Here is a 23,677-nt window from a genome sequence, read left to right on the forward strand (position 1 = left end):
GAGGCTTCGTTCATAGGAAGAAGCATAAAGAGCGAATTGTAACGAAAAGAGGAAATGAGTATGTTTGAACCGATTATCTGGTCTATCATTGTGCTGGGGGGGCTCGGCGCAGTGTTTGGGATCATGCTGGGCGTAGCGTCCAAAAAATTTGCAGTAAAAAAAGACGAGCGTGTGGTCGCGGTGCGGGAAAACCTGCCGGGCGCTAATTGCGGTGGCTGCGGATATCCGGGTTGTGACGGCCTTGCAGACGCTCTTGTGGCAGGAACGGCGGAGGTTTCAGCTTGCGCCGTGCTTTCACAGGACGATGCGAAGAAGATCGGCGAAATTCTTGGTGTCTCTGTGGGAGATTTGGTGCCCAAGGTTGCACGCATTATGTGCCTCGGGAGCGAGGGGCATTGCAAAAATAAATTTGAATACGACGGCGCGCTCGACTGCCGGGCGGCCTATGGTATTGCGGGTGGTTTTAAGGCGTGCAAATTTGCTTGCCTGGGGCTTGGGACTTGTGCAAAGGTATGTAAATTTGATGCGATTACGATGGGGCCGGACGGCATAGCCTTTATTGACGATGAAAAATGCACGGGATGCGGCCGGTGTGTGGAACAATGCCCGCAAAGCTCAATCGCGGTGCTCCCCAAAAATGTGGATGTCTACGTCGGTTGTACCAATACGGGACGTGGACGAGAGGTGATGGAAAATTGCAGCGCGGGCTGTATTGGCTGCGGAAAATGTGCCAATTTATGCCCGTTTGGTGCGATTACAATGGAAAACAACCTTCCTGTGATCGATCCGGAAAAATGCAGGAGCTGTTGGCTGTGCGTGGAGCAATGCCCGCGTAAATGTATCCTGACAACGAAACCTGACAAGAAAGCGAAGATCAACCGCCAGAAATGTGTGGGCTGCAACCTGTGCACCAAGGCCTGCCCGTTTGGAGCGATTGAGGGAGAACTGAAAATGACGCACACGGTAACGGATATCTGCCGTGGCTGCGGTTTGTGCGAGGAAGCGTGCAAACTGGGGGCCATTACGATGGTGCCAAAATCGTGATTCTTGCATCTGCCTCCCCCCGCAGGCGGGATTTGCTTGCGTTGATTACGCCGGAGTTTGAAGTGGCGGTATCCGGCGCAGACGAGAGCTGCGATATAGCAGATCCCCGTAAGATGGTGCGGTTTCTTGCGGAAAAGAAGGCGGCAAGCGTCGCACAGGATTATCCGGATGAAACGGTAATCGGCGCAGACACGGTTGTGGAAGCAGGAGGAGAGGTTTTTGGAAAACCCGCAGATTTCGAGGATGCGCGGCGTATGCTCCGGGCGCTCTCGGGAAATGTACATTTTGTGCATACAGGCGTATGTGTGACATGCGGCGGCAGGAAGATTACGGAAGCATTTACGACAAAAGTGTTTTTCCGGCCTTTGGATCCGCAGGAAATTGAGGAATATTTGGCGCAGGAGAACGTGATGGACAAAGCGGGGGCTTATGCGATCCAGGGTTCCGCGGCCAGGTTTGTCGAGGGCATCGAGGGCTGCTTTTTTAATGTGGTTGGGCTGCCGGTTTCAGGCTTGTATGGTATGCTGAAAAAACTGGATCAGGTTTGAGCATTTGAGCGAAATAGACGTGCTTATCACCCGGGAGGTATCTTCCGGGTGTTTTGATTGTGCGTTTAAGCGAGACATAACCCCCCGGCTATGCCGGGGGAGTTAAAAAAGCTTTAGCTTTAAGCAAAAACCTCCAATGCTAGAATGGTGCGAGTCTGGCCAACTGCATTACAAAAGCAAAGGAGGTGTCCAAATGGACAAAAATACATTAGGACACACAACATGGGAATGCAAATATCATGTAGTATTGGCAGAAAAGTTTCGGAGACAGGTAATATACGGAAGGATTAAAACAGATATAGGAAAAATACTCCGCGAATTATGTGCCAGAAAAGGAATTGAAATCATAGAAGCGGAATTATGTCCAGATCATGTGCATATGTTACTGCGCATCCCCTAACAATTTGCGGGTTCATCTCTTGCATCTTAACTGCGGAGACGCTATGGTAAATACACAAAATATGGAAAGAGATTGCGGAGGAAAAGCCGATGGTGCCATGGAACAGGAGGGAGTTGTGGATAGGAACCTCCCAACAGAAGTTTTCACGGATCAAAAACCTGCTTGCAGAAAATGGGGTTCCCCATGATGTTAATGTGAGGTCTACAAGCTGGTCAGGCGGAAGGGGATTTGGGGGACGGAGCGCCGGAATGATGCGCATGGGGGAGGATGCCGCGCAAGTGAATACCTATTATAATCTATGTACATAAATACGACTGCGAGAAAGCGGAGCACATGATACGAAAAGTATTGGAACAGCCAGGTTCAAACGGTGTTAAAATTGTATAAAAATTGCTGCGATTCCCTTGAAAAGAGAAATACAAGGTTCTAAAATGACAGTACACAATCCGTAATGGATTGCAGTACGCGGCGGAGCGCCGAATCCGCAGCATTTAAGATCAAGGAGGAGGATTGCAGCATGATCCCACTAAGCCGGCGGGAGGTACTGGGTACGCTTTCTGCCGAAACATTTTCTGAGGCAAAGAGGCTGCTTACGGGCAGCAGTATCCTGTGTGATTACAGCATCGTCTATTGCGATCATACGGGCAGGCCGGGCGAGATGCACCATCTTTATGTCCGCGATGTGGATTATGGGAAGGCGCAGCGTGTGCTGGCAGGGCTTGGAAAATAAGGGGAGATTCATCCGACGAAAACAGGGGCGCGGCAAGCGCCTTTGTTTTTTAATGTAATGTAAAGCAAACTTGGCATTATGCTGGAAACAACGTATCATAACGGAAAGCAAACGTTCCATATGGAGGATTGGATTTGAAAAACCGGCTGGAGGAAATCAGGAAGGAAAAAGGAATACGGCAGGAAGAATTGGCGGCGGCACTCGAGGTATCCCGGCAAACAGTCAGCTCACTTGAAAATGGACGGTACAATCCATCTATCCTGTTGGCGTTCAAAATCGCACGGTATTTCGGGATGCAGATTGAAGAATTGTTTCTTTACGAGGAGGACGAAAATGAAGAATAAAAAGGCTGTATCTATTGTTCAGGCCGCGGTTGGGGCGATCTTGCTTTTGGCAGGCCTGCTTGTATGCTCAAAGGAAGGGATGTGGGCGCAGTTTGGCGTATGCATCGGGTTTGGAGCGGCGTTTTCCGTACTGGGGATTTCAAATTTGATTTATGGCTTGCGGCTGTCGCCTGAAGAACGGGAAAAAATCGGAAAACAAAAAGAAATTGAGGTAAACGACGAACGCAACGTACGTATCCGGGAAAGAACGGGCAACATGGTTGCCAAAATTATGACTTATGTGTTATGCGCCTTTATATTGATTCTTGCACTATACGGCGCGGATAAAACGGTGGTGCTTATGGCTGTCGGGCTTCTGGCCGTTCAATTCACTTTATTGATTGCGTGTTCCAGCTATTATTTTAAAAAGATGTGAAAAAGCGCTTGACCTTACCCTTGGGGCAAGCTATATACTGGGAACATGAACCGGTTCTGATAGAAAAAGACAGGAGAACAGTTGATGTTTACGATCGGAGAATTTTCAACGCTGTGCATGGTGACAACCAAGACTTTGCGGCATTACGACCGGATTGGCCTGCTTACCCCTGCGCACACCAGCGGTGAGACGGGCTACCGTTATTATGAGGCGAAGCAGTTTCGGGATATGTTTTTCATTTTGAAGTGTAAAGAATACGGATTTACGCTCGATGAAACGGCGGAACTTCTCCATGCCGCGCCGCATGCGGTGGCGGCACGGTTTTCCGCAAAATATGAACGGCGGAAAAAAGAAATCGTGCATCAGCAGAACCTTCTTGCGAAAATGCGGGAAGAGATTGAATTGCTCAAGAAAGGAATTGATATCATGAGCCAGGGAGCACAGGAAGTTAAAATTGTAGAAACAAAGCCGTTTGAGATTGTAAGCGTCCGCGGCAGTATTGCCGTAAAGAATTTCGACATACTATATGATAAGATGATTAAAATCCTGCAGGACAATAACCTACAGTGCCGGGGAGGAGTTGTCGCGCTTTACCACAGCACCGAATTTGACCCGGAAAATACAGATACGGAGGTGGGGGCAATCGTGCCGCAAAAGTGTGCCGTTTCCCGGACGCTTCCGGGCGGGCCTTGCGCAATGGCAGCCCACCTGGGAGCATATGCCAATCTTGGCGAAACATATGCGGCAATTGTCAAATGGATTGAAGACAATGGATACCGTATCATAAACATACCATATGAAAAATACCTCAATAGTCCGCACGAGGTGCCGGAGGAGGAACTTGTGACAGAAATTTATTTCCCGGTTGCAAAGTAAAGCGTACGGAAAATACTGTAAGACGCCAACAAGGAACCCCGCAAAAGAGGCGGCAAAACCGCCGTGGAGCTTGGGCAGGCTGGCACTGCGCCTGACAGCGTCAGCTTGCTGTTTGCTCTTCTATCGCGTCGGTTTCTTTTTCAATTCCCATCAGGTTCGCGCCGGTATCCGGATCAAAAAGATGGATAAAATTTTCTTCAAAACTGAAATGAATTTTCTGGCCGATGCCCAGCGTTCCATACGTTTTCTGGACTTCCAGCATAGGCAAACGCAAAATGATATCCTCTCCGCAAAATTGAATATGGATATAAAGCTCGCTGCTCATCATTTCGTTTACATCGACCGTTGCCTCTATGGCGTTCCCTCCCGGCTGGGACAGGCAGGTGTTTTCCGGACGTACTCCCATCAGAAGGTCGCGTTCGGGCGCCTGGTTTTGCTGGAAGAGCTTCTGGTATTTCTCCGGCACCTGCACGCAATAGCTGCCGGCAGCCACGTAATATTTGTTGTCCTGTATTTTTAGATGTGCGGGGAAAATGTTCATTTTAGGCGTGCCGATGAATTCCGCGACAAACAGATTGGCCGGTTCGTTAAACACCTGCTGCGGCGTACCGATTTGCTGGATATGGCCATCTTTCATAATTACGATCCGGTCCCCGAGCGTCATGGCCTCGGTCTGGTCGTGCGTCACATAGATGAAAGTCGTGTTGATACGCTGACGCAGTTTGATGATCTCCGAACGCATCTGGTTGCGCAATTTGGCGTCCAGATTGGACAGCGGCTCGTCCATCAGGAATACCTTGGGTTCGCGCACGATGGCGCGGCCGATTGCGACGCGCTGCCTCTGCCCGCCGGAAAGAGCTTTGGGCTTGCGTTCCAGCAAATCTTCGATGCCAAGGATTTCCGCTGCCTCCCTGACCTTGGCGGCGATAACCTGCTTGTTTAATTTTTTCAGTTTAAGCGCAAACGCCATGTTTTCAAACACCGTCATATGCGGATACAGGGCATAGTTTTGGAAAACCATAGCAATATCGAAGTGTTGAGCATTTACGGACAAATTTCCTGCCAATGGAAATGCGAAGGAGGCCGGTTCGTGCTGGAAGCGGCGGTTCCCTTTAATACCAGCGCAACCGTGGTGCTTCCCAGCGGAGAGGTAAAGGAAGTGGATTGCGGAAGCTATCGTTTTGAAGAGCCGTATATGGTATAATACGATAAGCGGAATTTCCGGGCAATTGACAACAGGCAGCGGGCTGCCGCGCACAGAAGCGGGGGGAAAAGAACATGAAAGCAGCGGTGTTTTATGGAAAACAGGATATCAGGATAGAAGACATCCCGATGCCGAAAGTGGGCGATGACGATGTCCTCATCCGCGTGAAGGCCTGCGGCGTATGCGGCACAGACGTACATATTTATCATGGGAACCAGGGATCGGCAGATGTGGTTCCGCCACGCGTGCTGGGGCACGAGTTTTCCGGGATGGTCGAAGAAGTTGGAAAAAACGTGACGGAGTTCCAGCCCGGGGACCGTGTGTGTGCAGACCCGAATAAACTCTGCGGCGCATGCTATTACTGCCGCAGCGGAATCGGGCATTTTTGCGAACATATGACTATTTACGGCGTGAGCGAAAACGGTGGTTTTGCGCAGTTCTGTAGTGTGAATAAAAGCCAGGTGTTAAAGCTTGCCGCATGGACGGCGTATCATGAAGGCGCAATGGCGGAGTCGGTATCCTGCTGCCTACACGGTATGGACATGTGCAATATCAAATCCGGACAAAAGGTAGCGGTGATCGGCGGAGGCATGATTGGGCTGATTATGATACAGCTCGCGGTGATTGCCGGGGCATCCCGGGTAGCGCTGATCGAGCCGGTTGAGGGAAAGCGGAAAATGGGTGAGAAGCTGGGCGCGGCAGTATGTATCGACCCGGCTTCGCAGGACGTACGGGGCGAACTTGAAAAAAGCGGAATAGACCGCCTCGACGCGGTCATCGAGTGCGTGGGCCTCCCGGAGACGATGGAACAGGCGATTGAACTTGCGGGCAGGAAATCTGTGGCAATGCTGTTTGGCCTTTCGTCTCCCGAAGCTACGATTACAGTAAAGCCTTTCGACCTTTTTCGCCGGGAGGTGGATATCAAAGCGTCTTACATCAATCCCTATACGATTGACAGGGCGGCGGAGCTTATCAATTCGCGGCGTATCGACGTAGGATTTATGCAGTGTGATCCGCTTCCGCTGGAACGCCTCGCGGATGCGGTTTCCGATCCTGAACTGCGCAGGCAGGGAAAGCTAATCATCGATCCTGCCTTGTAAAAACATGAAAAGCGGAAGCGGCAGCTTCCGCTTTATTGCATAGGCATCCTTTCTTTTCCTGAAAATCGTGGTATAATAAATGCTGCGTGAGGTGAAACAGTGGCATTAAGGGAAATCAGGACGTTTGACGACGAAATATTGCGTAAAAAAAGCAGGGAAGTAAGGGAAGTAACGGACCGCGTCCGTACCCTTTTGGATGATATGGCGGAAACGATGTACCATGCGGAAGGCGGAGGGCTTGCCGCGTGCCAGATTGGTATTTTGAAACGCCTCGTTGTCATTGATGTAGGAGAAGGGCTCATCAAGCTCGTAAATCCGGAGTTTGTGCTTCGGGAAGGCGAGCAGATTGTGGAGGAAGGCTGCCTCAGCTTTCCGGACGTATGGGGCAAGTTAAAACGCCCGGAACGGGTGATCGTCCGCGCACTCGATGAAAACGGAGAGGAGATTACCGTGGAAGGGACGGGTTTGCTTGCAAAATGCCTGTGCCATGAGCTTGACCATCTGGATGGAATCGTGTTTAAAGATAAGCTGATTGAATTTACGGAATAAAAAAGGCCCCCCGGCCTTTTTTATTTAAGTCTGTGACAACGTTTCCAGCGCAGGAGGCTTTTGCGGTTCCCAACCTTGCCGGGCATGCCGTTGCCGCTTCCCAGTTAAATGGCGGACGATGCGGTCCAAAAAATGCATGGCAAGTACAATTGCGATTCCAATGCCAAGCAAAAGGAGCCGGTTTCCAATGGCCGTGGTGGAATCAAACAGCACAAGATTTGCATTAATGGCGCTGATGGTGTTGATGATTTGCACATATTTATATTCCTTTACCCAGGTTCCTATGTAACCGAGGAAAATAATAAAGAAAAAGATGTATTCCTGCGGGATCAGGTACTGGCAAAACAGCAGGAAAAGGAATACGCCGGTGATTGTTGCGATGACGCGGTATTTGATGCGCTGGTGCGTTTCCCTGATGTCGATCTGTGTCAGCGAAAAAACGACAATGCTGATCCACATCGGCTTTTTTAAATGCAGGGCAAAAGAGATGATTCCGGCCAGCGTCAGGCCGAGGGCCATGCGCAGGATAAAGCTTTTATGTCTGATGGAAAGATAAATTTGCTGTCTGAGGCTATGCCGTTCAGAGTTTTTTTGCCTGTACTTCCATGTAAAATAGGCTACGAGGGCAACGGCAAGCCCGCTGACAGTAAGGCACATCATGCGCGACGCAAATTCCCCGGCGTTTGCCACAGGGCTTCCCTGAGAAAAAATGTAACACAGCAGGAAGGTAACATACGGTTTTACTTCCTTCGGTTCAACGCTGAACATCAGGATCAGCAAGACAATGCCGAAGTTGCATAGTATACTCAGCCAGACGTTCATAAGGGAGGCCGCGGCAGCAAATCCAATGAGAGGAAACAGCAAAAAGGTCATGATGGAAAAATGCAGGTGGTTTGTTTTGAGGTCGAGGAGAGGAAACGTCATCAATCCAACGACAATCGCAACGGACGGCAGGATATTCTGCGGCCCGAACAAAAAAAGAAATAAATAAATACATCCCATGCAAAAGGCGAAGGACGCCGTATTTTTGCCAATTAAACTCCAGATTTTTTTCTTTTTTACCGTCAGCAAATCTTTCTCATATCCATCCTGAAAAATTTTCAATGCCATTATTATAAAAAGTTGCGGGATGTGATACAAGTACGTATATTTATGAACAAATTATGAATTTTGCCATTCGGGCGCTTTTGGAAAGGGAAAAACAGCGGATGGAATGCAATAAAAAACAGCGCGCCGCCAAAGCGCGCTGTTTTGCGGCCATTAGAATCCCTGAATCAGGCAGGCTTTGATGAAATCGTCGATATCGCCGTCCATCACGGCATTGATGTTGCCTGTTTCCACGTTTGTACGGTGATCCTTCACCATGGTATACGGGCAAAATACGTATGAACGGATTTGGCTGCCCCATTCGATTTTTTTCTGATCCCCTTTAATTTCCGCCAGCTGGGCCATGCGCTCCTCTTCCCGTTTTTCCGCCAGCTTGGATTTCAGCATACGCATTGCTGTTTCCCTGTTTTGCAGCTGGGAACGTTCATTCTGGCACTGCACGACAATTCCTGTTGGGAAATGCGTAATGCGAATCGCAGAGGACGTCTTGTTGACGTGCTGCCCGCCCGCGCCCGAGGAACGGTATGTATCTACACGAATATCATCCGGCGCAACTTCAATGTCATTATCCGCATCGTCAATTTCCGGCATGACGTCGAGGGAGGCGAACGAAGTATGCCGCCGCGCGTTGGAATCGAATGGAGAAATACGCACCAACCGGTGTACGCCCTTTTCATTGCGCAGATATCCATATGCATTTTCACCCTCGATACGCATGGTCACGCTTTTGATGCCCGCGTCGTCGCCGTCAAGGTAGTCGAGCACTTTTACGTCGTATCCATGGCGCTCCGCCCAGCGCGTATACATGCGCATCAGCATTTGCGCCCAATCCTGCGCCTCTGTGCCGCCTGCGCCTGCATGCAGCGAAATAATCGCATTGTTTGCGTCGTAGGTGCCCGAAAGGAGCGTCTGCAAATGGAAATTATTGATATCTTTTTCGAATTCCGCAAGTTCGGTATTGAGTTCCGCAAGCAGCTCTTCATCCTGCTCTTCGTCTACCATTTCCACAAGCACTTTCAAATCTTCAAGGGAAGAATGAAGTTTTTCACACAAGGTAATCTTAGCCTTAAGCGGCTTTTCCTGCTTCGTAACTTTATTTGCCGTTTCTACATCGTTCCAGAAATCAGGCGCTTCCATTTGAACCGTAAGCTTTGCGAGCTCTTCTTTGAGCGCGGGAAGGTCGAGTGAGGCGGCCGCCTCGTTAAGCTTTTGCCCGGCTTCCTGTATTCTCTGTTTTTGGTCGTCCGTTATGATCATTGTAAAACCCCGTTTTTTGTTTCATTACTGCGGCATTTGCCACCTGATAATCTTATCAATTCCCGGCCCGGCTGTCAACCGAATCGGGAGGGGAACTGTAGGTTGCGGATCGATGTAAAATATGTACCAAAAGAACGTCACACGCCGGGGATTGCACAGAAAATTTCATTCAAATATGGGGTGGGCGTTATTCTTTCCCGTTCCAGCAGTAAGTGCACATTTTGCACGGATCAATCCCCACCGAAGCCTGAAGATCGTCGAGACGGTGATAACGCAGCGAGGTGAAATTCAATTCTTGGCAAACCTTTTCAGCAAGATCCGCATGCCGCGCGCTATTCGGATCGGCATACTCCTGCAGCGTTTCCATAGTGACGTTTTCTTCCTGCCGCGCGATTACCTTGCGGGCGATCAGGTCGAGATCCGAAGTTGAACGGGAAAAATTCAGGTATTTACAACCGAACAATATAGGCGGACACGCCGAACGCACGTGTACCTCCCGGGCGCCGCTCTGGTACAAAAATTCCGTCGTTTCACGCATTTGTGTCCCACGGACAATTGAATCGTCTATCATCAGCAGTTTTTTACCCTGGATCAGCCCCGCAACAGGAATCAGCTTCATATGCGCGATCAGGTTGCGCAGGTCCTGTTTTTGCGGCATAAACGAACGCGGCCATGTAGGCGTATATTTGATAAAAGGACGCGCAAAGGGAATGCCCGAAGCGTTTGCATAGCCAATCGCGTATGCTGTGCCGGAGTCTGGCACACCCGCCACTGAATCGGGATGTACGTTATCACGCGACGCGAGGATACGTCCGCTTGCATAGCGCATTTGTTCCACGTTCACGCCTTCGTAGCAGGTGGTAGGATAGCCGTAATACGTCCACAGGAAAGAACAGATTTTCATTGGTTTTTTCGGGGGCAGTATTTGTTCCACACCATCCGGCGTAACCAATACGATCTCAGCCGGGCCAAGCTCCCGCAGGTCGTGATACCCAAGGTTCAGGTAAGAAAAGCTTTCGGAGGCCACACAATAGCCGTCTTCCTTTTGGCCCAATACGAGGGATGTGCGCCCGACATTATCGCGCGCGGCGTAAATACCGTCCCGGGTAAGCACGAGCATGGTCATGGAGCCGTCGATCATCTCCTGCGCATAGCGAATTCCTTCCGCAAGCGTAGACTGGCTTCCCACCAATGCCGCCACCAGTTCGGTGGGGTTCAGGTGGCCGTTGCCCATCTCGGAAAATTGGGCGAAATGGTTTTTAAAACACCGTTCGATGATTTCATCGGCATTGTTGATGCGTCCTACCGTAGCGACTGCGTAGGTGCCGAGATGGGAACGCACCGTAAGCGGCTGCGGAGCGGTATCCGAAATGCTGCCAATGCCCATGGGCCCGGTCAGGTCTTCCACGTCCCGTTCGAACTTGGTTCGGAAAGGAGAGTTCTGGATTCCGTGGATTGCCCGCAGGAACCGCCCGTCTGAATATACCGTCATGCCACCGCGATAGGTACCCAGATGTGAGTGATAATCTGTCCCAAAAAACAGGTCATATGCGCAATTTCCCTTTAATGCCGCACCAAATACACCGCCCAATTACTTATCCTCCGTTGTTGGTTTCTTTTCCTATTATATCATCTTGGCGCAGGGGGGACTATACAAAAAGGGAAATTCCCTATTAAAGATTAGAAAGTTTTACCACGGAATAATCCGCAGAGGCGCATATTGCCTATGGATATGTACATAATGGAATATAAGTATGCATATGAAAAGATGAGGGGCGTACAGATTGAAAGCGCGCGTGAGGAAAGCAAACAGTGGGTTCTTGCAAGAGCAAGAAGAATACTCTGGACAGAACGTCTCTTCAAAGAAAAATATAAGTGGGTTAAAAAGTGGGTTATTTTTTGCCCGCCGTTAATAGATATGGGATTCCCATGATTCGTCCGTCACGAATTGATAGAAGGTTAAATTATAAAGTTTTACTTGTCTTTATTGCTCCAAATATCAATCTTACCGTTATCTTTTTCAAATTGGTTCATAGCCATTGGCTCGTGTTTGCATGAACCACCGGTGGTTCGAACCTAACGCCATCAAATAAAAAAGCCCGTACCTTCGATACGAACTTTTCTATTTGCTTACCTTTGACAATTTAGATATATTTGCTCGCGATATAATTCATGTTATAAACATAATGAGAAGTTAGTATTAATGCATAATTTTGGAATAACCAATTCGTATTCTGTTAATCAGTATGTGCTTCGTTCCATGTTCTGTTTTCAGCTATACACGCTTGGATTTCCTCCTTGCTACGAAAATCTGCCGGAAACATTATGTTGCACTCAAAGTATGGTAATTGCATTTCGACAGAACATTCATCTTCGTATTTATAATCTGAAAATGATGTAATGTCAGGGTAGTCATATGAGATTTCCTCTGTTGGGTTAAAGCATAAAATGAAGCCCATCGGATATGTAGCAATTTCGGAAATGCAATTGATAATTGGTTTATGGTTCCCACCAGATAACAATTGTACTGAAAGCGGAGCATAACGCTGTAAACCCGGTTTGCATAAGTACATATTAATGCGGTATTTGTTTTTCGGGAGGCAGGTCGCATCTTTGTCGAGAACAAACTCGCGAATATACTTTATGCGACTGTCATTTGCCATACTGCGGTTAACTGAACAAAACATAGAGAGAACCTGCTTAATAAACGGAAGCGGTCGAAATGATTCACTTTTCACCTGAATATAACCGTTGACTGTAATATTGGTACTCTTTATGAGATCGTGAAATCCGCGTGCAACTTTTATATATTCATCTCCGTAAAGCGTTCCGGTCAAACTGTTGCATTTTGAACATAGAGAATAAAAACCTTGTCCCTGCTGACGATTGCTGTACTGAAGGCCATCAAGATTCCATGGGTTCCGTTCGTTAGCGACAGAATTAATCAAAGTGTCTCCGGAAACAGTTTTTGTCGGCGTCCAATTAAATGCTTTGCGAGGGGGAATATGTTCAAATGTAAGGTTGCTCTCTTTTCCGCATAATGCGCAATGACCAATATATCTACGTTTATTTTTCATAAAATTACTTCCTTCAATTTGCGCTTATAGTCTATCAATAGCGGCAGTTAAACATAATTGGTAGTTCAAGTAATGTGTTTAGTAGCATTATAAGAACTCGATCTCTTCAGCTGAGAACCAGCCATTCGAAATAGCCGTGTTTTTAACAGCTTGTTTATTCTCTGTATATGCTACAACTGCTAAGCTTTTTTCTGCTCGTGTACACGCTACATAAAAAAGTCGCGTCGTTCGCATAATTCCCGTATCTTTTCCTTCGCGTTCATTTTTAATATCCGTTTCTGTTTTAGATTTTGCGCCAAAAAGCTTCTCATAACTAAATAAAAATCCTTTGGCCTCAGTATCATCCATAATAACCATGACTCGGGGGAACTCTCGTCCCTTTACTCCTTGATGCGTAGCAAATTGGGTATTGTCAGTTACATATGCCGAATATTTTTCTAACTCATCAAAAGGGACAGAGAGTGCTTCCCTCAAAGCTACTGTTTTTTTATCCTCATCTTTTACTGGTTCGGATAGGATATCGTCTACACGATCGTTGAGGGTGAAAAGGTTAGTTTTTTTGATGGCCTTTAATATTTCAATACAAGTAGGAGTAGCTCCACATTTCCAAAGAAGAAGCAATTCTTCGACTGCATTTTCAGCAGTTTCTAGTAACTTGGTCTGATCTGCGGAATTTTCCTGGAAAGCCTTCTTATCCAGAAGAGGAGAGTGCTGCCGTACAATTCTTGAAACCTCGAAGTCATTGCTACTTTGGTGTGCTTTTACTAATGGAGAAACAACGTTAGATAAAAATGATATTTCAGATATTGACCCATCACGTAAAGATGTGTCAAAAGATTTAGATTCATTAAGCGGTGCATATAGGTCAAAAAAACCAAATCTACTGGCTGCCATGTGATGCTCCAGTATCAGACTTTTATATCTGGCAGCATCAAGCCAGTCTTTATCATTAGCCTTCTTAGCCATAATTTGAGCTGCTCGACATTCCATCTCTTCTTTATTGGCCGAAGAGTCTACTATAAATAGACGCACTGTTCCCCTATCGGCATCAGAGCGTGGACGCTGTTCCTGTTTATCAATGGTCTTCCGAATTGCATTGGCTAATTCCACTATTCGCGTAGCACTCCGATGGTTCATGACCTTTTTTGGTTTTTCCCATTCATCAGGGATACAACATGCTAAATTATCTTTGCCATCCATATATATCCGCTGCATTGTATCACCAAACATGCCAATAACAAATCTGTCCTTGTATTTCTCATAAACAATAAGCAGCGCATCAACAAGTTCTTTCTTTGTATCCTGGCTCTCATCAATTAGTAAGACTGGATATTTACCCACTAAAATTTCTTGCATGGTTTCTTCGATGGCTATAAATTCAGAACCCATTTTGACAACTTCACTATGACTTAGAGAATCATAGCCCACATTATCCCCATTAGGATTGTATGAAAATTTTTTTACAGTTTCAATCTTAGCAAGACGAGTAGTCTTCCTCTTAATTTCGCTTTCTCTTTTAACGGCGGCATCACCGCCACGTCCTTTAGTCTGTTTTTCATTCAGCTCGGCAATTTCTTTTTTTAGGGATTCAATAACCCAGGCCTTTATATCAAGCTGATAATTTTTTATCAGTTCCCATAGGAAACTATGGATAGTTGACACTGCAAAAACAGGCTTATATTGAAGCCTTTTAGAAATTTCATCACAAGCGGCATTTGTGTAAGTTATAACTGCAACCTGTTTGGAGTGTGCAGATAATTTTGATCCCATTTCTTTGTCTAAAAAAGAAAGCGCGTTAATTAAGCTCCGCGTTTTGCCGGAACCTGCTCCTGCAAACATAAAGAAGCTTTTGGGACTATCGTCAGAAAGGCACAGCTTTATTTCGTCGTCCACATGATCATCTATATGGTTATCAGATAATTGCTGAGCAGCTTTTATATCTTCCATCTTTCAACACTCCTCTGGATGCAGAAAAGTTTGAAGCCATTCTAATCCCTCCGCAATATATGGAGGAATTGTGAGTTCGCTGGGATCGATAGTATAAATCAAATCTAAAGCGAATTCAGCTTTTTGATCAGACTTTCCGTCACGAAGCTCACTATATATTTGCTTGTGGAGTTCGTCAAATGATTTTGCAGCACTAAGTGCGATATTTACCTTCTTAATAAGGCTTCCAGCATCACTTCCGACATTGTCTTCTTTAAGGTTCTTGAATAATTTGTAATTCGTGTAGACCATACTGTCTTCAAATGTGCTTGACAATGCTTCTGTTGGCGTTCCATCAAAATCAATTTTTATCGGGGTCTGATAGGCAATACGAATAGAATATTTGTAAGCTGTTTCATTCGTAAACACTTTTCGTTCTGCCGGAAGATCAAGAAGCTCGTCCAAATTCTTTTCCTTAATCAACCAATCAGTGATAGCATAATTGCTGCTTATTAACCCTTTGTTTCGCACAGGGCGAGCAGCCTTATGGTGACCATCTGGTTCCACAGAGTCTAAATCGGAAATCACTAATGTTGGTAAACACAGTTTATCAATTAAAGGACTCAGCCGATGTGAATGGCGGCCATTTATATTAAGTATAGAAACATATCTTTGATGTAACTCTGGATAATGATCTTTTATAAAATGAGGTACTAACATACTTTCGGCAGAGCCTTCAACTAATATGGCAGCATCTGCAAAGAATAAGTCGCAATGAGTTGTTTGCAGGTATCGCGTTACGAATTTGTCCGTCTTATCTTCTTTGCCGAATACATCAGATAGATTAATTACTTTTGCTGTGGCAACATTACAGATAGCGCATTCAGGAAGTCGCTTGAAATAGCGTAAATCTGCGAAGTCCGTTTCACGCGCAATATGGCTGGAATGTGTGCTAATCACAAGCTGTGTGGCAAAATTCTTGTTGTCTTTAAGAAATTTATGATTTCGCAGTACCGAGTAGGCCTTCCGTATAAATACTTGCTGTACCTGCATGTGCAAATGTGCTTCCGGCTCTTCTACTAGAACCAGGTGCAATGGTTCAATTGTGTCTGTAGTGTCTTGTTCTTGCCGGGCTTTTCCCACCCTCATCCAACTATCTCGAAAGCTCATAAGATCGAAAACCATGGAAATAAGATTCTGATAACCCAAGCCATTATATTTTTCCGGTAGCTTCAGTGTCCCATCATTTTTGCTTAGAGCATACTGTACAGCAGAATCGTGTTTCAATGTCTCACTCGTGCTAACTTTAGTGGTAATTGTAATTTTAGGATCAGTTACGCCGGGATAACCTAAACCTTCCAGCTCCGAAATTGCAGGAGCAAATTTATCAGCTAGGTTTTTATCAAAGACACATCTCGCTTGTTCGGTAACTTCCAATATTTCTAAATCCTTAGGGGTAGGGAGCTTCTCGGGATCTAAGTGTTTGTCGTAATAGCTGCGCATTTGGGTAGACAATTGTTTTCGTGACCTTTCAGTATCACCGGAAGAATCCGGATCAGAAAAGCCACGCTGAGCATCAATCATATCTATTCTAATGATATCCTTTAAGGGGTTTTCAGTGAAACACTCCATTCCGTACGGGGTTGGCTGTAGCACATCCGCTTCTGACTGCTTGGGATCGAGCACATATGACTTGATAGAAAAATATGTGTTTAATTTTTTGTCGAGAAAATCACATAAGTTTTTTGGATAGAGATTTATATGAGGCGCATCTTTTCCTTTCCCAGCAGTTTCAGTAGTACGAGCCGCAAAATACGCTTCCCGATATTCTGTAAATAACTTTGAAATATCTTTAGGCTGAAAAGCCAAGCGAACTCCAAGCTTTCCGCCGCGCCATTTTAGTGTTGGTATAATACTGGCAACATAGTGAATTTCACTATGCTCAACTTCCAACCAAACGTCCATTATAGGCACAAGATTGTCCCATTTCGCTAAATCCTCCGGAATCTTATATTCTTTGTTTGCCCACTCTTCACCAATCGCATTTATTGCGGTGCGGTTTGAGATGGTGAAATCATTAAAAACAAAGCTTCGTCCTGCCAAAAATTTGCCAAGTGCATCCATGGCTGATGTTTTTCCGCTGTTATTAGCTCCAACGAACAGAGTGGTATTTTCACTGAAATCTATGCGACATTGTTGTAGTTTTCGAAAATTCTGAACGTTTATGGATGAAATTCTCATATCCGTCTCTCCTTCGGCTTAGATTGTTATCTATTTATCTCCAAATTTGATAATATGCTATTATTAAAATCGAATGTCACATTATTGCTATAATACGCAATCCAAGCACAATTTCTTGAGTCAATTATACCACATGCTATACTCATAATAAAACACATAGAAAGTGAGTATAGTATATGAAACACAGCGATGATCTTCAGAAAGACGTGGTTGGAAAATACGTATCCGGTATATCTATTACAAAACTCTCAAAAGAAACAGGCATCCCGCAAAGCACTCTTTACGGATGGATAAAGCCATATAGCAGGATCCAATCTACTGCAGAGAAAACACCAACCATGCAAGAATATAATAGGCTCAAATCACACGTTAAGAAGCTAGAGAACATGCTTGCTATTCTGCAATCCGTTGGCTGTACTGCTTCTGCTCCTCTAAAGGACAGGTTAGAGACAATCGAAGCGCTAAAAGGACAATATAGTGTTACGACCTTGTGCGACGCCCTGAAGGTGGCAAAAGGAACTTACTATAATCATACTATAATCATATTTTCAGAAACAAGAGAGAACTATCTCAAAATGCACTTAGGAGAGATAACCTGCGTCCTGTTATTAAAGAGATATTTGACAACTCGAATCAACTATTTGGGGCAGATAAAATCACAGCTATTATGAACGAACAAGGTCATAAAGTGTGCAATAAGACAGTACTGGAGCTTATGCGAGAAATGGGGTTATACAGTATCAGCACAAACGCAAAGAAGGAATATTTGAAATGGAAAAGGGGCGAGAACAGAAAAGTGCATTGACTCGTATATGACTTTTTACAATGAAAAGCGGCCTCATTCATATTTGCAATACAAAACGCCGATAAAATATGAGGAATTACACTATAAGAAAGGTACTTCTTAAAAACGTGACCGGTTCGGATTTATTCTGATTAAATTTTCTGCAATGTAATATTTCGTTTTTTACAAAGGACATTACGAAACAATTAGCTTAATTGAAATAATAAAAATGCCTTAGTGTAGGTGTTTTTTGGCAAAAGAAAACCGACGTTATCGAACATGGGGGTTCAGATTACGTCGGTGATTCAAATGGTAGCGGCGAGTGGATTCGAACCCCAATATTTAAATCAATATAAAAATTGTAATTGCCAAATATGGCTTAACAATCATCATTTCAGTACATTTTGCATTTTGGATTATCAACGAGAAAAGGGCGATTATTACCACTTTAACAATCAAAGTGTGGTCAAAAGTGTGGTCAAAAAATCACTCTCCAAGTATCCTCTTAAAGGCATTGTCAACCATTTGTGCCGCCCTTGCAGCGTCGCCCTCTTGTTCATGACTGTATGTTGCAAAACCGTCAAAAGACTTGCTATGTCCCCCAATAGGCTTAATCAATTCTTCTGGAATGTCCTTTCCGACAGAAAAGAATGTGTGCCTCAATTCATAAGGAGATTTTTCGGAAATCTTATTAAATATCCTATATCTATTCCAGTTACGGAGGTATACACGCTGAACTGTACGTCCCCCATCTGGGGTCGGAAAAAGTGCATCAGATTGTATGCCGGCAGACAGGAGCATTTTGCGTTGTGTCCTAATCTCTGATAGGCCAATCTTTGGAATTTCAAATGTACGCAGCGCGATCTCACGTGATGCGTTTTTGTCTTTACCCTTAGTTATTTCATCATACCGATTGAGCGACCTATTGATAGTACAACGGTTGCCTGAAATATCGGACATCTCTAACCCCAGTAATTCGCCTGGTCGTAATCCTATGATAGTCTCAAGGCGGTAGGCATGGATATACCAGTCATGGACAATCTTCCCTCTATACGTGGTCTTGTCACTGGAAAAGAGGATTTTAATATCATTAGGTTGCAACGCACCGCGAGAACTCCGTTGCGCATCATTGGGAATCATAAGGCTTTCAGGAAACAATGTGGTAACCCGTGCGATCCGGCAGTATTTTATAAAAGACCTAAGAACGGCCCTTAAATTCTTCAATGTTTTATAAGATAAGCCGTTGCCTTTATTGCCGATTGAGTGCGCGTAAGTGATAATATTTTGAAGATGTTCTTCTGTTACTGTGCCAATCTTTTTATTGCCAATTTTCGGGGTAGCGTACAGGCGCAGGAACTTCTCATTTTGCTCTATATGTTCACGGCTCACGTGACGATCTCTCAATGAATTAATAAAGCGGGCGATCATAACAGACGTTTTAACACTGCCGTCCACACCGTCATCTAACCAAAGATCAGCCTTTGAATTTGCCTCGCGCTGGCCCCTGCGTCCGGGAGTGGAAGAATAAAAGGTTTTTCTTTCCCCATCCTTTTGCACGTTGATACGCCAGCGTTTTTGTTTTTCATTCCATGCAGCGGTATTGACTCGTTTTCCCATGATAAAAACTCCTTCCATTTTACCCCGCCCATATGGTAAAATAAAAGGGCAGAGTTCTCTTCCTCGTAGTGGTGGAATAAATTCTGCTTGCCCTCTGCTGGTGTTGCTGCATCGCAGGGGGCTTTTCTATTTATCATTCGTAATGCGTCCACATACTGCGTATAACGACGATCTGAGCGTCTTTATCTATCGAGTAGACCAATCTATGCTGTACGTTGATACGACGGCTGTAATGGCCTTGCAAGTCGCCTACGAGCTTTTCGTAAGGCGGGGGATTCTGGAAAGGGTTTTGCTTTAGAATATTGATTAACTCTCCAGCCTTTTTTAGGATGCCCGCCTGTTTCAATTTCTCGTAATCTTTGAGCGCGCGTTTGGTTAGCTTTACTTCATACATAGCTTACTCCCAATCGAGGTCATCAGCGCTTACCATTTCTTCTACAGGCTCGTTCTCGCTCTCCTTGATGCCCTCTACAAGGCCAGGAACAGAATACAGGTATAAAGTCTCCTGTATAGACCTCCAATCGTCCTCAGAGAGCAGAACGGCGTTTCCGTCTTTGCCGAGTATCTGTATTGGGGCGTGAGATTCGTTGGTATCCTTCACAAGCTTATATAAATTCTGCCGTGCTTTTGTAATATTGATCGCTTCCATGTTTATCACCTCAATATTATTATAGCGTACGCAATAGCGTACGTCAAGAGGGCTTTTAAATTGGCTATTTTATAAATTTATCGTGATTAACTCGGAATCTAAAACATCATCCCATGTATTTGAATTGATAGCTATCAATCTCAGTTCTATTGTCTCGAAAGTCGTTATTCCGTTTGCTTCAAGATCGGATTCCATAATAGTTATTGTGCTATTTGACTTTTTCCCTGCCGCCACATCTGCCGACAAAATCGGATCAATCATATATCCATTCAATGATACGTCACGAGTTTGAACCGTTATTGGCTGATCGGTATTATTTTCAATTGTTATTTTAAGTTCCTGCCCCCACAATTCATTCTCCTGCAAGCCGTTATAAGTTATCAAAATGCCGTCTTGGTCTACTAGAACCTGCTGCGTCGTTGCTGGAGATGTGCTCTCTGCTTGTGCTGTAGGTGCATCACTTACGCTTGCTTCTTCTGTCATTGTACTAATTTGATCTTTGAGTAAATCGCGCTCGGCTACAACTTCATCGTATTGTGATTGTAACTCCGTTAGATCATTTTTAAGCTTGTCGTAATCACCCTGGCTTACGCCGCTTGAACAAGAGACTAACGCTATAGACATGGCGGCGCACAGAACTACAATTAATAATTTTTTCATTTCTCTACCATCCTTTTTATTTAATAATGCGGATTAACCGCTTTACTTCGCCCAATACTCTGCATTGCTCTAGGTCTACGCCTGCAACACGTTTTGTCTGAAATTCCGGGTTTATCGGGATCAGGTCAACCCAATCTTCACCATTTACATATTTTACCTGCTTTACCGTCGCGACATTCCCATCATACAGCACGACGGCGATTGATCCACTGTCCACGGTTGTTTTCCTATGAACAAGGACGCGATCCCCGGCAATAAATTTTGGGTACATGGAATCACCCTTGACACGCAGGACGAAGAAGTTATCTGGGTTATGTCCGCGGAGCCATTCAATGGGTATCTGCTCATAGTCTCCGGTTTCTTCCTCTACGGCCTCACTTCCGAATCCTGCGGTTACTTCTCCGATTATAGGATAGGGGCGGCAGATAGTTTCATTGAGGTTGCGCCAGCCTTCCGTAGCTATGCGCTCCGCATTTTTTAATTCTGTATCAATGGGTGCGCCGGTACGCTTTGAATGATCTATTTCGCCGAGAACAAGATCGGCGGTTCCATCTTCGTCCTCCCAGCCCAATAGGTAGGCTTGAGTTGTATGTAGGGCTTTAGCCATAATAGATAATCGGAATTGCTTAGGCATATATTTTCCAGAGCGATAATGTGAGATAGTTCCTTCTGGGATATTGGTAATGCGTGATAATTCAGCAGGGGTAATATTAGCACGCTCCAAGGCTTTATTCAATCTTTTAGCGAAAGTTTTCATGTTACAACCTCCTATAGTATTGATTATAATGATTTCTTAGGAAAGCGCAAGAAAAACTTTAGAAAGCTAAAAAATAAATGTTGACTTTAGAAAACTAAAGATGGTAGAATGGAAGCAAGAAAGGAGGGTGAATAATTTGGTGAAATATAATTATGCTAAACTTTTGGGCAAGATTAGGGAAAGCGGAAATACTCAGGAAAGCCTTTCTATAAAGGTAAAAATGAGTCCATCAACACTTAATTTGAAGTTAAATAACAAACGGGACTTCACACAAAAACAAATAAAAAAAATATGCGAAGAATTGCATATTGAAAATGTGAATGAGTATTTTTTTTGCCAAAATACTTTGGAAAACGCAAGAATAGGGCAAGCAGACCAAAAATAACCACCACTACAAAAAATTTATGAAAGAATGGAGAGGAAATATGACTAAAAAAGAATTTCTGGCAGAACTAAAGAGGCGCGGAATCAATGGATTAAAGGCGAGAAAAATCGCAAAACAAATGTATGCCCTGTATGGTTCATACGACAAGGCTTTTGCATCAATGAATGGTATGCAGAAGGGATTTCAAGGTGCTTTCGCAGGATTAACAAAGGCAATTAACATGATGGCAAAATCTATTGGCGGGGATATGGAGGAATAGTAATGAAAAAATTCAAACTTTTAAGACTGAAAATGTACGACCAGGACGTTACACAAGAGGATATTGCGCAGCATATTGCCAATGTTCTGAACAACACTTGCTCAATATCTCATGTCAGCGATCTATTTAACGGGCGCAGTTCATGGCGCATGGATGAAGCGTATGCCGTCCTTGAACTGCTCAAGGTTCCCCATAGTGAGCTTCATAAGTATTTCCCTAAAGATGGGGAAAGATCTTGCTATGTGCAAATATAGGAGGATTGAATAATGACAAGAGAAGAAAAGAATTTTATGAGGTGGTTATTCTGGATTGGAAAAAATGTGCGCAGAAAGGGCCTTCCGTACTTCAAAAATGGTACAAGGGTAACGGTAGATCAATACTACTCAATATTCAGTAAGGTTATGCGCGAAAAAGAGGAACAGGACCGTATGCTTACTGACGAGGAGACCGAAATATTCTTTGGCGAAATCGGGAAAAAGTATTTTCGCATGGGATATTACGGCCATATGCCCTATGAAATCAAATCTAAGTGGCAAAAGAAAAGATCGCTGCGCCAACAACGATCAATTCAGAAAGACACTCTATCTACGCCTATTTTACCATAGGCGGAAAGGAAAAATCAAGATGATTAATTTATTCAATATAATGGATTCCGTCGAGGAAGAGGAAATGGCGCTTAAAAAAGCCGGCAGTATCTTGATGGCTGTCAGTAATGCCATGCAATATGCGCCCCATAATAGCAATTGCTACATTATGGCTGTTTGCGCGGCGGGGGATATAGTCAAAAATACGGAAGTAATGTTGGAAGTGTTGAAAGATGGCATATCCAATCATTTACAAGCAGAGCGCAAGAATATCACAAACGTAGAAGGTGGTACAAGATGAATATTGAAGTTGTGAAGCAAAAAAGCTATGAATTAGGGCGTTATGATCTCACGCACGATGAAGTGTCTGAATTGATTACCGAGGCGAAAAATGGGGGAGTGGACGCTATATATGACCTGACCGCCCTGTCATACGCGTACGGCTTCATACGCGGCGGTAATGCGGAACGGAATAAGCGTAAAAGAGGTTAGACAATGACATCTGGCGGTTTTATAAAACTTCATAGGAAATTGACGGAATGGGAGTGGTATTCCGATCCATGCACAAAGGATGTATTTCTCCATCTCTTGTTGACCGCCAATCATAAGACGCGGCGCGAAAAGGGAGTTACATATAAACGCGGGCAGGCGGTTTTTGGTCGCCGTGAAATGGCTTTAAAATTGGGGATTTCAGAACGCAACGTGCGCACTGCGCTAAATCATCTAAAATCGACCAACGAAATAACCATCAAGGCGACCAAGCGCGGAAGCGTCGCAACCATTATTAATTATGATAAATATCAAGTGGCAGATATCGAAAGCGTCCAACAAAGTGACCAAGGCAATGACCAGAAAGTGACCAACAACCGACCAACAAGTGACCAACAGGTGACCACTAACAAGAATGATAAGAATGATAAGAATATAAAGAGAGGAGGGGGCAAGTCCCCAGCTCCACCTAAATTTATCATTCCGAGCATTGAGGAAATAGAGGCGTATTGCCGTGAGCGTGGTAACGATGTTGATGCTGAAAGGTTTTGGAATTTCTATAATTCGAAAGGCTGGTATGTCGGGAAAAATAAAATGAAAAGCTGGAAGTCGGCGGTTATTACGTGGGAAAAACGGAACGGGCATGATTCAGGGGAACACTACGAGGAGTTTTAG

At 44.9% G+C, this 23,677-nt stretch carries 33 protein-coding genes and 1 pseudogene; 22 read left to right on the forward strand and 12 right to left on the reverse strand.

Annotated elements, in window-relative coordinates; genetic code table 11:
* Positions 1-60 precede the first annotated feature (60 nt).
* The 8 genes and pseudogenes from H8S18_RS04120 to H8S18_RS04155 all read left to right on the forward strand — a co-directional run bounded on the left by H8S18_RS04120 (position 61) and on the right by H8S18_RS04155 (position 4,357).
* Entirely contained in the window at positions 61-1,044 is a 984-nt protein-coding gene (locus H8S18_RS04120) for an RnfABCDGE type electron transport complex subunit B (protein WP_186857040.1), read from the forward strand.
* Positions 1,041-1,592, forward strand: coding sequence for a Maf family protein (locus H8S18_RS04125; RefSeq protein WP_330598669.1), 552 nt, complete (start codon positions 1,041-1,043; stop codon positions 1,590-1,592). The genes H8S18_RS04120 and H8S18_RS04125 overlap by 4 nt, the downstream gene beginning before the upstream one ends.
* Positions 1,593-1,785: 193 nt before the next feature.
* A pseudogene (gene tnpA / locus H8S18_RS04130) lies at positions 1,786-1,989 on the forward strand (IS200/IS605 family transposase); the annotation flags it as partial.
* Between the two features lie 92 nt (positions 1,990-2,081).
* Entirely contained in the window at positions 2,082-2,300 is a 219-nt protein-coding gene (locus H8S18_RS04135; RefSeq protein ID WP_186857041.1) for a hypothetical protein, read from the forward strand.
* 209 nt (positions 2,301-2,509) lie between these two features.
* On the forward strand, positions 2,510-2,722 hold the full coding sequence (locus tag H8S18_RS04140) for a hypothetical protein (RefSeq protein WP_186857042.1): 213 nt from the start codon (positions 2,510-2,512) through the stop codon (positions 2,720-2,722).
* A gap of 134 nt (positions 2,723-2,856) precedes the next feature.
* The gene (locus H8S18_RS04145) at positions 2,857-3,066 is read left to right on the forward strand and encodes a helix-turn-helix transcriptional regulator (protein WP_186857043.1); all 210 of its coding nucleotides are present in this window, start codon (positions 2,857-2,859) and stop codon (positions 3,064-3,066) included.
* Entirely contained in the window at positions 3,056-3,481 is a 426-nt protein-coding gene (locus tag H8S18_RS04150; protein ID WP_186857044.1) for a hypothetical protein, read from the forward strand. The genes H8S18_RS04145 and H8S18_RS04150 overlap by 11 nt, the downstream gene beginning before the upstream one ends.
* 84 nt (positions 3,482-3,565) lie before the next feature.
* Positions 3,566-4,357: a MerR family transcriptional regulator gene (locus tag H8S18_RS04155; RefSeq protein WP_186857045.1), complete on the forward strand. Its 792-nt coding sequence runs from the start codon at positions 3,566-3,568 to the stop codon at positions 4,355-4,357.
* A gap of 100 nt (positions 4,358-4,457) precedes the next feature.
* Here the strand turns inward: H8S18_RS04155 and H8S18_RS04160 are convergent, their stop codons facing one another.
* Positions 4,458-5,411: an ABC transporter ATP-binding protein gene (locus H8S18_RS04160; RefSeq protein WP_279288435.1), complete on the reverse strand. Its 954-nt coding sequence runs from the start codon at positions 5,409-5,411 to the stop codon at positions 4,458-4,460.
* On the opposite strand from H8S18_RS04160, the gene H8S18_RS04165 reads away from it, so the two are divergent.
* From H8S18_RS04165 to def, 3 genes are all read left to right on the forward strand, one after another.
* Positions 5,346-5,561, forward strand: a complete 216-nt coding sequence (locus H8S18_RS04165) for an alpha-L-rhamnosidase C-terminal domain-containing protein (protein WP_243165064.1) — start codon at positions 5,346-5,348, stop codon at positions 5,559-5,561. The two genes, H8S18_RS04160 and H8S18_RS04165, sit on opposite strands and share 66 nt — an antisense overlap.
* Before the next feature lie 74 nt (positions 5,562-5,635).
* A complete protein-coding gene (locus H8S18_RS04170; RefSeq protein WP_186857048.1) occupies positions 5,636-6,661 on the forward strand; it encodes a zinc-dependent alcohol dehydrogenase family protein in 1,026 nt (341 codons plus the stop codon).
* Positions 6,662-6,760: 99 nt separating this feature from the next.
* Entirely contained in the window at positions 6,761-7,210 is a 450-nt protein-coding gene (def, locus tag H8S18_RS04175; RefSeq protein ID WP_186857049.1) for a peptide deformylase, read from the forward strand.
* 24 nt (positions 7,211-7,234) lie between these two features.
* On the opposite strand, the gene H8S18_RS04180 is transcribed toward def, so the two are convergent.
* The 3 genes from H8S18_RS04180 to H8S18_RS04190 all read right to left on the reverse strand — a co-directional run bounded on the left by H8S18_RS04180 (position 7,235) and on the right by H8S18_RS04190 (position 11,165).
* The gene (locus tag H8S18_RS04180) at positions 7,235-8,281 is read right to left on the reverse strand and encodes an FUSC family protein (RefSeq protein ID WP_186857050.1); all 1,047 of its coding nucleotides are present in this window, start codon (positions 8,279-8,281) and stop codon (positions 7,235-7,237) included.
* A 189-nt stretch (positions 8,282-8,470) separates the two neighbouring features.
* Positions 8,471-9,574 (reverse strand): peptide chain release factor 2, encoded by a 1,104-nt coding sequence (gene prfB / locus H8S18_RS04185; protein WP_186857051.1) that lies wholly within the window; start codon positions 9,572-9,574, stop codon positions 8,471-8,473.
* Positions 9,575-9,761: 187 nt separating this feature from the next.
* On the reverse strand, positions 9,762-11,165 hold the full coding sequence (locus H8S18_RS04190) for an amidophosphoribosyltransferase (RefSeq protein WP_186857052.1): 1,404 nt from the start codon (positions 11,163-11,165) through the stop codon (positions 9,762-9,764).
* Positions 11,166-11,300: 135 nt separating this feature from the next.
* On the opposite strand from H8S18_RS04190, the gene H8S18_RS04195 reads away from it, so the two are divergent.
* Positions 11,301-11,507 (forward strand): hypothetical protein, encoded by a 207-nt coding sequence (locus tag H8S18_RS04195; RefSeq protein ID WP_186857053.1) that lies wholly within the window; start codon positions 11,301-11,303, stop codon positions 11,505-11,507.
* Between the two features lie 304 nt (positions 11,508-11,811).
* Here H8S18_RS04195 and H8S18_RS04200 read toward each other — a convergent pair whose 3' ends face one another.
* The 3 genes from H8S18_RS04200 to H8S18_RS04210 form a co-directional block, all read right to left on the reverse strand.
* A complete protein-coding gene (locus H8S18_RS04200; RefSeq protein WP_186857054.1) occupies positions 11,812-12,651 on the reverse strand; it encodes a hypothetical protein in 840 nt (279 codons plus the stop codon).
* Positions 12,652-12,738: 87 nt separating this feature from the next.
* Positions 12,739-14,598, reverse strand: coding sequence for a UvrD-helicase domain-containing protein (locus H8S18_RS04205; protein WP_186857055.1), 1,860 nt, complete (start codon positions 14,596-14,598; stop codon positions 12,739-12,741).
* Positions 14,599-14,601: 3 nt separating this feature from the next.
* Positions 14,602-16,818, reverse strand: coding sequence for an ATP-dependent endonuclease (locus H8S18_RS04210; RefSeq protein ID WP_186857056.1), 2,217 nt, complete (start codon positions 16,816-16,818; stop codon positions 14,602-14,604).
* Between the two features lie 176 nt (positions 16,819-16,994).
* Between H8S18_RS04210 and H8S18_RS14500 the strand changes: the two genes are divergently transcribed.
* The 3 genes from H8S18_RS14500 to H8S18_RS15025 are packed head-to-tail and all read left to right on the forward strand — an operon-like array spanning position 16,995 to position 17,726.
* Entirely contained in the window at positions 16,995-17,489 is a 495-nt protein-coding gene (locus H8S18_RS14500) for a hypothetical protein (RefSeq protein ID WP_207721646.1), read from the forward strand.
* Positions 17,435-17,623 (forward strand): transposase, encoded by a 189-nt coding sequence (locus H8S18_RS15020; RefSeq protein ID WP_407926957.1) that lies wholly within the window; start codon positions 17,435-17,437, stop codon positions 17,621-17,623. The genes H8S18_RS14500 and H8S18_RS15020 overlap by 55 nt, the downstream gene beginning before the upstream one ends.
* Positions 17,619-17,726, forward strand: a complete 108-nt coding sequence (locus H8S18_RS15025) for a hypothetical protein (protein ID WP_407926958.1) — start codon at positions 17,619-17,621, stop codon at positions 17,724-17,726. Before H8S18_RS15020 ends, H8S18_RS15025 begins: the two co-directional genes overlap by 5 nt.
* Before the next feature lie 362 nt (positions 17,727-18,088).
* Here the strand turns inward: H8S18_RS15025 and H8S18_RS04225 are convergent, their stop codons facing one another.
* The 5 genes from H8S18_RS04225 to H8S18_RS04245 all read right to left on the reverse strand — a co-directional run bounded on the left by H8S18_RS04225 (position 18,089) and on the right by H8S18_RS04245 (position 21,285).
* Entirely contained in the window at positions 18,089-19,219 is a 1,131-nt protein-coding gene (locus H8S18_RS04225; protein WP_186857058.1) for a tyrosine-type recombinase/integrase, read from the reverse strand.
* 133 nt (positions 19,220-19,352) lie between these two features.
* Positions 19,353-19,613: a Txe/YoeB family addiction module toxin gene (locus H8S18_RS04230; protein ID WP_186857059.1), complete on the reverse strand. Its 261-nt coding sequence runs from the start codon at positions 19,611-19,613 to the stop codon at positions 19,353-19,355.
* Positions 19,614-19,616: 3 nt separating this feature from the next.
* Positions 19,617-19,868: a type II toxin-antitoxin system Phd/YefM family antitoxin gene (locus tag H8S18_RS04235; RefSeq protein ID WP_186857060.1), complete on the reverse strand. Its 252-nt coding sequence runs from the start codon at positions 19,866-19,868 to the stop codon at positions 19,617-19,619.
* Positions 19,869-19,937: 69 nt separating this feature from the next.
* Positions 19,938-20,528: a hypothetical protein gene (locus tag H8S18_RS04240; protein ID WP_186857061.1), complete on the reverse strand. Its 591-nt coding sequence runs from the start codon at positions 20,526-20,528 to the stop codon at positions 19,938-19,940.
* Between the two features lie 16 nt (positions 20,529-20,544).
* On the reverse strand, positions 20,545-21,285 hold the full coding sequence (locus H8S18_RS04245) for an XRE family transcriptional regulator (RefSeq protein ID WP_186857062.1): 741 nt from the start codon (positions 21,283-21,285) through the stop codon (positions 20,545-20,547).
* Positions 21,286-21,385: 100 nt separating this feature from the next.
* Between H8S18_RS04245 and H8S18_RS04250 the strand changes: the two genes are divergently transcribed.
* The 7 genes from H8S18_RS04250 to H8S18_RS04280 are packed head-to-tail and all read left to right on the forward strand — an operon-like array spanning position 21,386 to position 23,677.
* Positions 21,386-21,670 (forward strand): DUF739 family protein, encoded by a 285-nt coding sequence (locus H8S18_RS04250; RefSeq protein WP_186857063.1) that lies wholly within the window; start codon positions 21,386-21,388, stop codon positions 21,668-21,670.
* A gap of 40 nt (positions 21,671-21,710) precedes the next feature.
* Entirely contained in the window at positions 21,711-21,929 is a 219-nt protein-coding gene (locus H8S18_RS04255) for a hypothetical protein (RefSeq protein ID WP_186857064.1), read from the forward strand.
* Between the two features lie 2 nt (positions 21,930-21,931).
* Positions 21,932-22,183 (forward strand): helix-turn-helix transcriptional regulator, encoded by a 252-nt coding sequence (locus tag H8S18_RS04260; RefSeq protein ID WP_186857065.1) that lies wholly within the window; start codon positions 21,932-21,934, stop codon positions 22,181-22,183.
* Positions 22,184-22,195: 12 nt separating this feature from the next.
* Positions 22,196-22,534 carry a hypothetical protein gene (locus H8S18_RS04265; protein ID WP_186857066.1) on the forward strand — a complete coding sequence of 113 codons (339 nt, stop codon included), beginning with the start codon at positions 22,196-22,198 and terminating at the stop codon, positions 22,532-22,534.
* Positions 22,535-22,553: 19 nt separating this feature from the next.
* A complete protein-coding gene (locus H8S18_RS04270; RefSeq protein WP_186857067.1) occupies positions 22,554-22,814 on the forward strand; it encodes a hypothetical protein in 261 nt (86 codons plus the stop codon).
* Positions 22,811-23,005 (forward strand): hypothetical protein, encoded by a 195-nt coding sequence (locus H8S18_RS04275; RefSeq protein WP_186857068.1) that lies wholly within the window; start codon positions 22,811-22,813, stop codon positions 23,003-23,005. Before H8S18_RS04270 ends, H8S18_RS04275 begins: the two co-directional genes overlap by 4 nt.
* A gap of 3 nt (positions 23,006-23,008) precedes the next feature.
* On the forward strand, positions 23,009-23,677 hold the full coding sequence (locus H8S18_RS04280) for a hypothetical protein (protein ID WP_186857069.1): 669 nt from the start codon (positions 23,009-23,011) through the stop codon (positions 23,675-23,677).

This window comes from Christensenella tenuis, from assembly GCF_014287795.1.
GTDB lineage: Bacteria > Bacillota > Clostridia > Christensenellales > Christensenellaceae > Christensenella > Christensenella tenuis.

Bases quoted from the DNA above. Each gene is read 5' to 3' on its own strand.
- H8S18_RS04120 (WP_186857040.1), top strand. From the start codon at position 61: ATGTTTGAACCGATTATCTGGTCTATCATTGTGCTGGGGGGGCTCGGC.
- H8S18_RS04135 (WP_186857041.1), top strand. From the start codon at position 2,082: ATGGTGCCATGGAACAGGAGGGAGTTGTGGATAGGAACCTCCCAACAG.
- H8S18_RS04140 (WP_186857042.1), top strand. From the start codon at position 2,510: ATGATCCCACTAAGCCGGCGGGAGGTACTGGGTACGCTTTCTGCCGAA.
- H8S18_RS04150 (WP_186857044.1), top strand. From the start codon at position 3,056: ATGAAGAATAAAAAGGCTGTATCTATTGTTCAGGCCGCGGTTGGGGCG.
- H8S18_RS04155 (WP_186857045.1), top strand. From the start codon at position 3,566: ATGTTTACGATCGGAGAATTTTCAACGCTGTGCATGGTGACAACCAAG.
- H8S18_RS04165 (WP_243165064.1), top strand. From the start codon at position 5,346: ATGCGGATACAGGGCATAGTTTTGGAAAACCATAGCAATATCGAAGTG.
- H8S18_RS04170 (WP_186857048.1), top strand. From the start codon at position 5,636: ATGAAAGCAGCGGTGTTTTATGGAAAACAGGATATCAGGATAGAAGAC.
- prfB (WP_186857051.1), bottom strand. From the start codon at position 9,574: ATGATCATAACGGACGACCAAAAACAGAGAATACAGGAAGCCGGGCAA.
- H8S18_RS04195 (WP_186857053.1), top strand. From the start codon at position 11,301: ATGGATATGTACATAATGGAATATAAGTATGCATATGAAAAGATGAGG.
- H8S18_RS04200 (WP_186857054.1), bottom strand. From the start codon at position 12,651: ATGAAAAATAAACGTAGATATATTGGTCATTGCGCATTATGCGGAAAA.
- H8S18_RS04205 (WP_186857055.1), bottom strand. From the start codon at position 14,598: ATGGAAGATATAAAAGCTGCTCAGCAATTATCTGATAACCATATAGAT.
- H8S18_RS04210 (WP_186857056.1), bottom strand. From the start codon at position 16,818: ATGAGAATTTCATCCATAAACGTTCAGAATTTTCGAAAACTACAACAA.
- H8S18_RS14500 (WP_207721646.1), top strand. From the start codon at position 16,995: ATGAAACACAGCGATGATCTTCAGAAAGACGTGGTTGGAAAATACGTA.
- H8S18_RS04225 (WP_186857058.1), bottom strand. From the start codon at position 19,219: ATGGGAAAACGAGTCAATACCGCTGCATGGAATGAAAAACAAAAACGC.
- H8S18_RS04230 (WP_186857059.1), bottom strand. From the start codon at position 19,613: ATGTATGAAGTAAAGCTAACCAAACGCGCGCTCAAAGATTACGAGAAA.
- H8S18_RS04235 (WP_186857060.1), bottom strand. From the start codon at position 19,868: ATGGAAGCGATCAATATTACAAAAGCACGGCAGAATTTATATAAGCTT.
- H8S18_RS04240 (WP_186857061.1), bottom strand. From the start codon at position 20,528: ATGAAAAAATTATTAATTGTAGTTCTGTGCGCCGCCATGTCTATAGCG.
- H8S18_RS04245 (WP_186857062.1), bottom strand. From the start codon at position 21,285: ATGAAAACTTTCGCTAAAAGATTGAATAAAGCCTTGGAGCGTGCTAAT.
- H8S18_RS04250 (WP_186857063.1), top strand. From the start codon at position 21,386: ATGGTAGAATGGAAGCAAGAAAGGAGGGTGAATAATTTGGTGAAATAT.
- H8S18_RS04255 (WP_186857064.1), top strand. From the start codon at position 21,711: ATGACTAAAAAAGAATTTCTGGCAGAACTAAAGAGGCGCGGAATCAAT.
- H8S18_RS04260 (WP_186857065.1), top strand. From the start codon at position 21,932: ATGAAAAAATTCAAACTTTTAAGACTGAAAATGTACGACCAGGACGTT.
- H8S18_RS04265 (WP_186857066.1), top strand. From the start codon at position 22,196: ATGACAAGAGAAGAAAAGAATTTTATGAGGTGGTTATTCTGGATTGGA.
- H8S18_RS04270 (WP_186857067.1), top strand. From the start codon at position 22,554: ATGATTAATTTATTCAATATAATGGATTCCGTCGAGGAAGAGGAAATG.
- H8S18_RS04275 (WP_186857068.1), top strand. From the start codon at position 22,811: ATGAATATTGAAGTTGTGAAGCAAAAAAGCTATGAATTAGGGCGTTAT.
- H8S18_RS04280 (WP_186857069.1), top strand. From the start codon at position 23,009: ATGACATCTGGCGGTTTTATAAAACTTCATAGGAAATTGACGGAATGG.